Source organism: Mesorhizobium sp. M8A.F.Ca.ET.021.01.1.1, assembly GCF_003998025.1.
Lineage (GTDB): Bacteria > Pseudomonadota > Alphaproteobacteria > Rhizobiales > Rhizobiaceae > Mesorhizobium.
In genome coordinates this window covers 1-9,644 of record NZ_RZSJ01000202.1, presented here as the reverse complement: position 1 = coordinate 9,644, position 9,644 = coordinate 1, and the positions used below count along the sequence as shown (strand labels likewise).

General features: G+C 62.9%; 9 protein-coding genes and 1 tRNA gene. 5 read left to right on the top strand and 5 right to left on the bottom strand.

The window, feature by feature from the left end:
- The 4 genes from EOA36_RS17240 to EOA36_RS17225 all read left to right on the top strand — a co-directional run.
- Nucleotides 1–732, top strand: a 732-nt coding sequence (locus tag EOA36_RS17240) for a UPF0104 family protein (protein WP_145969197.1), incomplete at its 5' end; no start/stop codon positions are given.
- 162 nt (nt 733–894) lie between these two features.
- Nucleotides 895–968: transfer RNA gene (locus EOA36_RS17235), tRNA-Gln, on the top strand.
- A 96-nt stretch (nt 969–1,064) separates the two neighbouring features.
- A complete protein-coding gene (locus EOA36_RS17230; RefSeq protein ID WP_127278658.1) occupies nt 1,065–1,694 on the top strand; it encodes a hypothetical protein in 630 nt (209 codons plus the stop codon).
- A gap of 148 nt (nt 1,695–1,842) precedes the next feature.
- Entirely contained in the window at nt 1,843–3,528 is a 1,686-nt protein-coding gene (locus tag EOA36_RS17225; protein ID WP_127278657.1) for a hypothetical protein, read from the top strand.
- Nucleotides 3,529–3,559: 31 nt separating this feature from the next.
- Here the strand turns inward: EOA36_RS17225 and EOA36_RS17220 are convergent, their stop codons facing one another.
- Together EOA36_RS17220 and EOA36_RS17215 are read right to left on the bottom strand one after the other, a co-directional pair.
- Nucleotides 3,560–3,961 carry a hypothetical protein gene (locus EOA36_RS17220; RefSeq protein ID WP_127278656.1) on the bottom strand — a complete coding sequence of 134 codons (402 nt, stop codon included), beginning with the start codon at nt 3,959–3,961 and terminating at the stop codon, nt 3,560–3,562.
- Between the two features lie 71 nt (nt 3,962–4,032).
- Complete coding sequence (locus EOA36_RS17215; protein WP_127278655.1) at nt 4,033–4,719, bottom strand: D-lyxose/D-mannose family sugar isomerase; 687 nt, start codon at nt 4,717–4,719, stop codon at nt 4,033–4,035.
- A gap of 178 nt (nt 4,720–4,897) precedes the next feature.
- On the opposite strand from EOA36_RS17215, the gene EOA36_RS17210 reads away from it, so the two are divergent.
- Nucleotides 4,898–5,956, top strand: a complete 1,059-nt coding sequence (locus tag EOA36_RS17210; RefSeq protein WP_127278654.1) for a D-TA family PLP-dependent enzyme — start codon at nt 4,898–4,900, stop codon at nt 5,954–5,956.
- A 337-nt stretch (nt 5,957–6,293) separates the two neighbouring features.
- On the opposite strand, the gene EOA36_RS17205 is transcribed toward EOA36_RS17210, so the two are convergent.
- The 3 genes from EOA36_RS17205 to EOA36_RS17195 all read right to left on the bottom strand — a co-directional run.
- The gene (locus EOA36_RS17205; RefSeq protein ID WP_127278653.1) at nt 6,294–7,052 is read right to left on the bottom strand and encodes a heme ABC transporter permease; all 759 of its coding nucleotides are present in this window, start codon (nt 7,050–7,052) and stop codon (nt 6,294–6,296) included.
- A 99-nt stretch (nt 7,053–7,151) separates the two neighbouring features.
- Nucleotides 7,152–8,924: a glucan ABC transporter ATP-binding protein/ permease gene (locus EOA36_RS17200; protein WP_127278652.1), complete on the bottom strand. Its 1,773-nt coding sequence runs from the start codon at nt 8,922–8,924 to the stop codon at nt 7,152–7,154.
- Nucleotides 8,925–9,296: 372 nt separating this feature from the next.
- The coding region (locus tag EOA36_RS17195) for a glycosyl hydrolase family 65 protein (protein ID WP_145969196.1) at nt 9,297–9,644 on the bottom strand (348 nt) is incomplete at its 5' end.

Genomic DNA, 9,644 nt, shown 5'->3' with positions numbered 1-9,644 from the left:
GCGCTGCTGCACATCGGCAGGCGCGTGTCCTGGCTGTTCGTGACGCTGTGCTCCTTCACCACCTATGCGCTGTCGCACAATATCGGCGGCTCGGTGTTTTCCGGCGCCGTCATCCGCTACCGCGCCTACGGCACCAGGGGCCTGACCGGCCAGGAGGTCGGCGTGCTGGTGGCGGTCTGCTGGATAACCTTCGTGCTGTCGACGATTCTCGCCGCAGGCCTCGTGCTGGTGTTCGAGCCGCAGATTATCGACCGCTTCTCCGGCATCGCCCATCACGGCCTGTCGGAGGCTGCGGGCATTGCGATGCTGGTCCTCGTCGCGGCCTATATATTCGGCAGCTGGCTGCATCTGCGCCCGCTGAAGATCGGCAGCTTCCAGTTGCACTATCCGGCGCTGCCGATCGTCGCCAGGCAGTTGCTGATCGGCCCGATCGAGTTGCTGGCGGCGGCCGCGATCATCTTCTTCGCCCTGCCCGAGATGCACAATCCCGGTTATTTCGTCGTGCTCGGCGTCTTCCTCGTCTCCTTCTCGGTCGCCCAGATATCGCACGCGCCGGGCGGCCTCGGCGTGTTCGAAGTGGTGTTCTTGGCCGGGCTTTCCGACATGGACCCGGTCGGCGTGCTGGCCGCGCTGCTGGTGTTCCGGCTGTTTTATCTGATCATCCCGCTGTTTCTGGGCCTGGGCATCGTGCTGTTCTTCGAACGCTCGCAATTCAGCCGCAAGGAGAGCTGAGCCCGGAGTTCTCACGCCGCTGGAAAAAGGTGGCGTTTGAAACCGGTGATAAAAGCTGGCGATTGAACCGCGGAGCAGGCTTGACTATTTTCCGCTGGCGGCTACAAGGCAGCGCTCAAGCGGCTCAGCCGTTCGGCCCGCGCGGTCCACGACCGCGCCTGCTGGGGAATAGGTTAACGGTAGACCCACGGACTCTGACTCCGTTAGTCCTGGTTCGAATCCAGGTTCCCCAGCCAAAAACTCTGCGACAAGAACAATGACTTGCAGGGAAATTTGGCCTGTTTCATTTCGCGTTCCCATGCTCCTTCAGGCTCGCCGCATAAGGCAGCGCCATGCCCACCGATAACCAGTACATTCTCGAAAGCATCCGACAGGGATGCGTGATGCTCTCCGAGGACGAGTTCGTCATCGACAGGCTGGTGAAGTATGTCGGCAACGGGCGGGTCCGGTGGCACGTCGAATTTCGTGGACATCGAATCGAGCTGACGACCGGCCAGCTCAAGAAGCAGCCTACGTTCCGAAGGAAGATGCTCGAACAGGCCAGCGTGCTGCCGCCTCAGCGCACCGGGGCCAACTACAGGCGATGGGCTATCGATCTGCGGAAGAACGCCATCGAGCTTCCCTGGCGGGATAGACCGGTTGATGCCGGTTTCGCTATCGACAGGCTTGTCGGCCATGGGGACGACCGCTGGACTGTCGAATACCAAGGCAAGGCAATCAAGTTCACGACGACCAAGCTGCGCAGGCAAACCAGTTTCCGCAAAAGGATGCTGCTCAAGGCCAAGGTGCTGCCGCCCCAGTTGGACCCGGTTGCCTATCGGAAGTGGGCGGACTGGTTGATTCAAAACGCCACGGAGGCCGCACCGCAGGCCGGCGATGCCGTGATGACCGAGAAAAGTTGGCTTGACGACCTGCCGGAGCTAGCCGGCTGGCAAAGCGACGCGCCGTTCGAAGGCGAGTAACGCGGCGCCGTCGTCGGTCAGATCCCACCAACGCCAGAACAACGATGGCCCTCATCGCGTTTGCCATGCCTACAGATTTTGGCACACATTCATGGCGAAGAATCTGGCCAGGGCTAGGCTCGCGGCCAACCTGCTTGAATGAGACCACATGGACCGCTTCAATCTTGGCGCCTACCGCCGCCCCATCTCTACCCGCTCGGCAGAAACCCAGCGCTGGTTCGATATTGGCCTGAACTGGTGCTACGGCTTCAACCACGAAGAAGGCATCAAGTGCTTTGAGAAGGCCCTGGAGACCGATCCTGCCTGCCCGATGGTCCACTGGGGTATCGCCTACGCGGCTGGGCCTTTCTACAATCTGACCTGGAAGGAGCATGGCGAGGCCGAGGCCGACAGCGCGGCGAAGCGTTGTTTCGAGCACGTCCAGCTCGCGCGCTCCAATGCGGCGTCAGCCAGCGAGGTCGAAAGGCAACTGATCGAGGCACTGGCCTGCCGCTTCCAGAAGCCGCACCGGGTAAGCCCCCAGGAATTCGAGCAGTGGGACGATGCCTATGCCGCTGCGATGCGGCGGGTCCATGAAAACTTTCCCGACGACCATGACGTGATGGCGCTGTTCGTCGAGGCGCTGATGATGCGCACGGTGCGGCGGCTCTGGAACCTCAAGACCGGTGCACCGGCGCCAAATTCAGACGTGATCGAGGCGCTGGAGGTTTGCGAGCGGTCAATCCGGCTCGCAGACGAGGCCGGTATCGCGCAGCACCCGGCGATCGTCCATCTGCACATTCATCTCCTGGAAATGTCCACCATGCCGGAACGCGGCATGCGCTCAGCCGATCTGCTCGGCGAGATGTGCCCCGATGCCGGACACATGAACCACATGCCGGGGCATATCTATGTGCTGTGCGGCGAATATGAAAAAGCCAAGCTTGCCAGCGAAAAGGCGGTTGGGGCCAACGACCTCTATCTCGCCTATGCCGGCGAGCCGACCTACTACCTGCTCGGCTGCTGTCACGATCTGCACCTGATGATGTTCACCTGCATGTTGTCAGGCCAGTACCAGCCGGCACTGTGGGCTGCCGACAAGGTGCGCAGCCTGGTGACGCGTGACGTGGTCGCCATCCAGGACCGGCCCAAACTCACCCAGACCGTGGAAGGCTATCATGCGATGAAATCGCACGTGTTGGTGCGCTTCGGTCGGTGGCAGGAGATCATCGATGAACCAAGGGTCGCCGAGCCCGGCCTCTATGTGCTGACGGCGGCCATGCAGCACTACGCCAGGGGCGTCGCGCATGCGACGTTGAGGCGATTCGCCGAAGCCGAGCGCGAGCGCGAACTGTTTCACCAGCACCTCGAAGGCATTGCACCCGAGCGGCGTTTCCTCAGCAACCCGACCCGCGCCTCGCTCGCCGTCGGTGCCGCCTTGCTCGACGGCGAGCTTGCCTACCATCAGGGCCGGCACGAGGAGGCCTATGGCCATCTCAGGCACGCGGTCGAGCTGGATGACAATCTTTCCTACACCGAGCCGTGGGCGTGGATGCACCCGCCGCGCCATGCGCTGGCCGCGCTGCTTCTCGACCAGGGGCATGCGGCGGAAGCCGAGCAGGTTTATCGCGACGATCTCGGCCTGAGCGCCACGGTGCAGCGCTGTGCCCAGCACCCGGACAATGTCTGGGCGCTGCACGGTCTGGTGGAATGTTTGAGCCGGCGTGGCGAGACCGAAGAACTGCCGGCACTGCAGGCAAGGCTTGCCACGGCGATGGCAAAGGCGGATGTGCCGATCAGCTCGTCCTGCCTGTGCCGGACGAGCGTGCAATCGGCACTCAGCTGTTGTCATTGAGCCTACGCCCTTTCAGGGCAGTTCATTTCCATCATGGAATGCTGAAGGGCACCGAATCCTCAACCGTTCCGTCGATGGCCAAATCAACACGATAGGTGCCCGCCGGCCATCCCGCCGTGGGTTTGGTGAGCTGAGAATCAGCCTGATTGTTCGCTCCGACGTCGAGATCGACCTTGTCGATAGTATAGTTTTCCGGTGCGACGCCGTGGGAATCAACCGAGACCCAGGAAAATGTGATTTTCGATGTGGGCGCGATATCCACCAAGTCAGCCGACACGTAAATCACCGGTGTGTCGACGGGGAAGCTGCTCTGAGGTGTAGCGCCGTCCTTCGTCGCGGAAAGGATGATGTTGGCGAAGCCGGCCGCCTGGGCCGGCATACCGAAGCTGACCGCCGCCAAGGCGGCAATGGCTAGAACTAGAGCTGATTTCAAGATCTATTCCTCGTCGGACTTGGTTGCTGGCCGGCAAATCAGGGGGCGAATCGGCATAAAGGGCGGAAGCCTCAACCCAGCCATTTGTCGTAGTCGGCCACCAGCAGGTGCAGCGGCGGCGTGTCTTCCTCGATATCGGCGAAACGGCCGATCGGCTCACGGAAGACGTTGTCCGTGCGATCGTCATTGACGGTCGATACCTCGCCGATCAGCACGTCCTTGCCCTCCGCCCAGAAGGCGTGCCACACGCCGGGCAAAAGCGTTACGCTCTGGCCCGGGTCGAGCTTCAACAGCCCGCCCGCCGGCAGCCTGTGGATGGTTCCGTCGACAGGCACCGACACCTCGGCCCTGGGGTCGATGCCGCCGTCGCGGTCATGCATGAACAGTTCCAGCACCAGCTTGCCGCCGCCGCGGTTGATGATGTCCTCGGCCTTGATGTTGTGGCGGTGCATCGGCGACATCTGCTCCTTGCGCGAGATCATGATCTTCTCGGCATAGAGCATGCCCATGCCCTTCTTCATGTCCTCGTAGCGGCCGTTGCGAACGGTGAACAGGAACAGGCCGAGATCGTCGAACTTGCCCTGGCCGTAGTCGGTGATGTCCCAGCCGAGCCGTGAGGTGAAAATGGCCGAGGAATCGACCTGGCGCGCCTTCATCTCTTCCGGCGACCAGTAGGCGAAGGGCGGCATGATATAGCCGAACGAGCGGATGAAGGCGTCGGCTTCGCGGATGATGTCGTTGATGGCGGAGCGTTTCATGATCGTGACCCTTCGTGTCGATTTTTCCGACAAATCGCATAGCCGAACGCCGGTGCGGTGTCGATCCATTCTGCCTGTTCGAGCCCTGCGCCCATGGCCCACCGATCGGGTTCGCGTGCGGCGTGACATCGCGTGCTTTCCGGCTCATAACCCCTGCGAATTTTCACAGAGACAACCGATGCCGACCATCCATGATCTCGATACGCCGTCGATCCTGATCGACGTCGCACGCGCTGAAGCCAACATCGCCCGCGCGCAGGCCCATGCCGACAAGAACGGACTGAAGCTCAGGCCGCACATCAAGACCCACAAGCTGCCTTATTGGGCGAAGAAGCAGGTGGCAGCCGGGGCCGTCGGCATCACTTGCCAGAAGATCGGCGAGGCCGAGGTGATGGCCGACGCCGGGCTGACCGACATCTTCATCCCCTACAACATCCTCGGCCGCGCCAAGCTCGACCGGCTGAAGGCGCTGCATGGCCGCGTGACGCTGTCGGTGACCGCCGACAGCGCCGAGACCCTGGAAGGGCTCGCCGCCGCCTTCACCGATGCCGGGCATCCGCTGTCGGTGCTGGTCGAGTGCGACACCGGCATGGGGCGCTGCGGCGTGCAGACGGCCAATGAAGCGGTTGCGCTGGCGAAGCTGATCGACAAGGCCGGCGGCCTTGCCTTTGACGGACTGATGACCTACCCGGCCGCCGGACGGGCGGCGGAGGCCGAAGCCTGGCTTGCCGACGCCAAGCAGGCGCTGGCCGCCTCGGGGCTCGCCTGCGAGCGCATCTCCAGCGGCGGCACGCCCGACATGTGGCGTTCCGCCGATGCCTCCGTCGTCACCGAATATCGGCCCGGCACCTATATCTATCTCGACCGCTACCAGGTCGCCAAAGGCGTCGGCACGACCGACGATTGCGCGCTGACGGTGCTGGCGACCGTGGTCAGCCATCCGACAGCGACGCGCGCGATCCTCGATAGCGGCAGCAAGGCCCTGTCCAGCGATACGCTGGGGCTAAAGGATTTCGGAGAGTTGATGGGCGTCCCGGGGGCGCTGGTGACGGGCTTGAGCGAGGAGCACGGCACGGTCATGCTTTCCGGCGACGGCAAGCTGCGCATCGGCGAGCGTGTGCGCGTGGTGCCGGACCATTGCTGCGTGGTGACGAACCTGTTCGACCAGGTGCATCTCATCGACGGCGACAAAGTGCTGGAAACGCTGCCGGTCGCGGCAAGGGGGCGGATGGGGTGAGCGGCCTTCCCTTTCCACCTGCCAAGCTAGACACAGATCTTGTGCCACTGGCGTGACTGATCGGCGCGATGCTGATTGCCACGTGGTTCCCCCAATCCGTCGCTGCTTCGCAGCGCCACCTTTCCCCCCTCCGGAGGGAAAGGAAGGGAGCCTTGCTCGACGAGCGTTGACAAAAAAAGGCTTGGCGCCTTTCCTCTACCCCGTCGATCGGGGGAGAGGTGTCGAGCGAAGCTCGACGGAGTGGGGGGTCGACCAGCGCAGCATAGGAAAACGAATTCGCCAAGCTGCCACCGAAAACCCGCTGCTTGAAATGGCGTAGCTTCCCTTGTGGAGAAGGTTAAGTCCGCTCCGCCTGCCGCGCCGCTACCCGCCGCATGGCAATAACCCGTCGGCGCCGGATTTCGGTGCGCATGGCCATCAGATGCAGCGCGAAGAACAGCACGGTGAAGCCGACGGCCATCACCAGCAGCGGCCAGAGCAGGCTGGGATCGATGGTCGGACCACCGAGCCTGAACACCGAAGCCGGCTGGTGCAGTGTGTTCCACCAGTCGACCGAGAATTTGATGATCGGAATGTTGATGAAGCCGACCAGCGTGATGATGGCGGCGGCCCAGGCGGCGCGGCTGGCGTCATCGAGCGCGCGGGTTAACGCGATGATGCCGAGATACATCAGGAACAGCACGAAGACGGAAGTCAGGCGGGCGTCCCAGACCCACCAGGTGCCCCACATCGGCTTGCCCCAGATCGAACCGGTAATCAGCGCCAGCGCGGTGAAGACGGCCCCGATGGGGGCCGCTGACTTCAGTGCGACGTCGGCCAGCGGATGCCGCCAGACCAGTGTGCCCAGCGCAGAGACCGCCATCAGCGTGTAGCACATCATGGCGAGCCAGGCGAAAGGCACGTGGATGTACATGATGCGCACCGTGATGCCTTGCTGGAAATCCTCGGGCGCGGTGAAGCTAATATAGAGGCCACCAGCAAGGACGAGGGCGGCGAGCGCCGCCAGCCACGGCACAAGCTTGTCGGCCAGCCGGACAAACCGCGTCGGATTGGCAAGATCGGTCCAGCCGCTCGGGCGTGAGGTGGTGTCACTCATGCGGCTTTACATAGACCGCCGGCGCGTTTGGAGCAATCAAGCGGCGGTGTCGCAGGTTCTTCCTTCTCCCATTCGGGAGAAGGCAGAACCATCAACTGCTCAGGCGGCCTCGCCCTGCACGGAGCGGCTGAGGCGGCGGACTTCCTCGTCGTTGAGCAGGCCGCCGGCACGCAACAGGCTGGCGAAACGGCCGTTGCGCAGCGACAGTTCGGCAAAGCCACCCATCTCGACCACCTTGCCCTTGTCCATGAACACGACCAGATCGGCGTCGCGGACGGTGGTCAGGCGGTGGGCGATGATGAAGGTAGTGCGGTCGCGGCGCAATTCGTCGATCGCTTCCTTGACGCGGTCCTCGGTCTCGACGTCGAGGGCGCTGGTCGCCTCGTCGAGCACCAGGATCGGCGCATCCTTCAGCACGGCACGGGCAATGGCGATGCGCTGGCGCTCGCCGCCAGACAGCTGGCCGCCACGTTCACCGACCACCGTGTCGTAGCCATTGCTCTTGGCCAGGATGAAATCCTGCGCCGCGGCTGCGGTGGCTGCGGCATGGATCTCGTCGTTGGTCGCATCGGCACGGCCGACCCGGATGTTGTCCTCGATCGAGCGGTTGAGAAGCCCGGCATCCTGGAACACGGTGGCGATCGAATGGCGCAGCGACTTGCGGGTCACGGTGCGGGTATCGATGCCGTCGATCAGGATACGGCCGCTGGACGGCGAGAAGACGCGCTGCAGCAGGTTGATGAGCGTGGTCTTGCCCGCACCCGTCGGCCCGACGATGGCGACGGTCTGGCCGGCCTGGACCTCGAAGGACACGTCGCTGACGCCCTGCCCCGAATTGGCGAACTCGAAGCTGACATCCTCGAAACGGACATGGCCGGTGACGTTGGCCAGGTCGCGCAGGCCGTCCGGCTCGGCGGTATCGGCGGCCGAGTCCTCGAGCTTGTAAAAATCCTCGAGCTTGGCGCGGGCCTCCGAAATCTGGTTCGCGAAAGCCGACATCTGGTCGAGCCGCGAGATCAGCAGCGTGGCGAAGCCGGTGAAAGCGATGACGTCGCCGATGCGCAGCTGGCCGTGGGTGACCAGATAGGCGCCGATCAGAAGCACCACCATCATCGAGATCGTCGACGACAGGCGATTGAGCGCATTGGCGATCGCCCACCAGTCGAGCACCGGGTTCTGCGCGTCGAGCAGGTTCTTGACGTAGCTGCGCAGCGCGTCGGCTTCGTGGCCAAGACGGTTGTAGCTCTGCAGCACGGCGACGTTGCTCACCGAGTCAGTCACGTGCGCGAAAACCTTGTGATAGTGGCGCTCGACGGCGGCCTGGCCTTCCTTCGTGCGCTTCATCACCAGGCGGCCAATGCCGACATAGAGAACGCCGAGGACGAGCAGGACCATCGACATGCGCACGTCCATGCTGAGGGCCGTCGGAACCAGCAGGACGAGCGCAACAGCGGTGGACAAATGCTGGCGCATGAATTCGAGCCAAAGGCTGAACAGCGTCTCGACGGCGCGCAGCAGCGTGTGGAGAGCATTCGAGGTGCCGCGCTGATGATGCCAGGCGAGCGGCATGGTGATGACGCGCTCGAAGGACTGGCAGAGCACTTCGCTGCGCCGGGCGTGCGCGAACCGGTCGGCACCGCGCGCCACCAGCACGAAAGCGAGAACGTTGAAGGCGCCGATGCCGGCCCACACGGCAAGCGTGGAGAAGACCGAGCCTTTCGTGGAAATCGCGTCGATGACCCGGCCGAACAGGATCGGCTCGAGGATCGCGATGGCTGCCAGAGCGACGTTGGCCGCACAGATCAGCGCGACGCGCTTCTTGTCGGCAGCCAGATATCCCAGCGCTCTCCAATAGATCTGCAGAAGTGACACTTCAGCTACTCCGCCAACTCTCTATTGTGCCCAACACCAATATTGTGCACTGCACCATTTCCTGACACGTAACGGTTGATGCGTCGCAAAACAATGCCCGTCTATCGCTTCCGTTCCCATTTAGCGAACAAAAGATGACGACGATACGAAATCTGACGTGATCACCTAACGGTTTGAGATAAAAGGTGAAATGTCCGCCTTGCGGCAAAATCATGGCAGTCGCCGAGCACTGCCACATTTTTAATCACGGCAGGCTGAAGAGGCCCGGTTTCAAGGCGCCCAGCCGGCGCCCCCACGGATCGCGCGCAAGTAACGAGGCGCGGCTTCGCGCGTCCCGAAGGACGCGCGATCCGGTGATCCAACCCGTTGATTTTACGCCGGTATCTTGACCACGACCTCGGTCTGGCCACCAGCCTTGGGTTCAAAGGACGCCGATTTTGTCTTTGAACCATTGACTTCGAGCGAGATCGTCTTGGTCTTTTTGTCCCGAATGACCTGCACCTTGATCTCGGCGCCCAGCATCTTGAGTGAAGCCTGATAGCCCTCCCAATGACTGGGCAGCTTCGGCCGGAACGTGATCTGCTTGCCGCGCCGTTCGATACCCAGGATGCCTTCGACCGCCGCCCGGTAAAGCCAGCCCGCCGAGCCGGTGTACCAGGTCCAGCCGCCGCGCCCTCCCTTGTCGTCCCCGGCATAGATGTCGGCCGCCACCACATAGGG